Origin of the sequence: Anaerococcus sp. HMSC075B03, from assembly GCF_001815585.1 — a bacterium.
GTDB lineage: Bacteria > Bacillota > Clostridia > Tissierellales > Peptoniphilaceae > Anaerococcus > Anaerococcus vaginalis.
This window is the reverse complement of the sequence record NZ_KV821184.1, coordinates 1-1,211: the sequence shown is the minus strand read 5'-3', so window position 1 is coordinate 1,211 and position 1,211 is coordinate 1. Positions and strand designations below refer to the sequence as shown.

The following is a 1,211-nucleotide window of genomic DNA, read 5'->3' as shown; positions in this document are numbered from 1 at the left end:
GAGGATGATTTTATGAAACAAGATATGAAAGAACAATTATTAACAAAAAGACCCATAGATTTACTTTTTCAATTATCTGTCCCTGCTGTAATAGGAATGATAGTAATAGGTCTTTATCCACTAATGGATGGAATTTTTGCAGGAAATATTATAGGACAAACTGCAATGACAGCTTGTGGTGTAGCTATGCCACTTACCTTTTTCAATAGTGGAGTATCTACACTCATAGGTGTAGGTTCAGCATCAGTTTTATCAAGAGCTATAGGAAAGGGCGACAAAAAAACAGTTGATAAAATTATGGGGAATTTAATCTTTTGGGTTATTCTATTCTCATCAATTATTACAATAGGCGGAATTTTACTTGCACCACATTTTTTAGATATGGTTGGAGCAAGTGGAGAAATTAAAGAATATGGTATCAGATATTTACGAGTGATTTTCATTGGTTCTTTATTTGTAAACTTTACTCAATCAGCAAACATGGTTATGCGTGGAGAAGGATTAATGAAAAAAGCAATGCTCATTATGGGGCTAGGGGCTTTTTTAAACATAATTCTTGATCCAATTCTAATGAAATTAATGGGAAAATACGCAATAGAAGGGGCTGCACTTGCAACTATTACAGCACAATTTGTTCAAGCGATAATAACACTCCATTACTTCAAATATAAAAGTAAAGCAGTAAAAATAAATAAAATCAAACCTGATCAGGAAATAAAAAAAGAAATGTTTGGCGTAGGGTCATCTGCTATGATGATGCAAATTTTATTTATGATTCAACAAACAATGCTATATAAAATGTCATTTAAATATGGCGGAGATACAAATGCTATCTTGATGGCAGCAACACTTAGAATATATGCCTTTTCATTCATTCCACTTTGGGGAATGAGTCAAGGTTTACAACCTGTAGTTGGTACAAATTTTGGAGCGAAAAAATACGACAGAGTAAAAGAAGCTATGAAAGTATTTTCTATCGGAGGATTAATTCTTGCATCAATATTTTGGATACCAGCATTAGCATTTTCAAAGAATATACTTTCCTTATTTGGAGTAGAAGAAAGTATTATAACTCAGGGAATAGGAAACTTTAGACTATTTTATTCTATCTTTATTCTATATGGAGTAATGGTAATGACTATAACATTCTTCCAATCAATAGGAAACGCTAAAAAAGCCGGCATAATAGTAATGCTAAGACAGTTATTTTT

The 1,211-nt window shown here is 32.0% G+C and carries 1 protein-coding gene; it reads left to right on the top strand.

The genetic code is table 11. The annotated features are described in order from the left end of the window. Positions 1-12: 12 nt before the first annotated feature. The coding region (locus HMPREF3045_RS04975) for an MATE family efflux transporter (RefSeq protein ID WP_070737488.1) at positions 13-1,211 on the top strand (1,199 nt) is incomplete at its 3' end.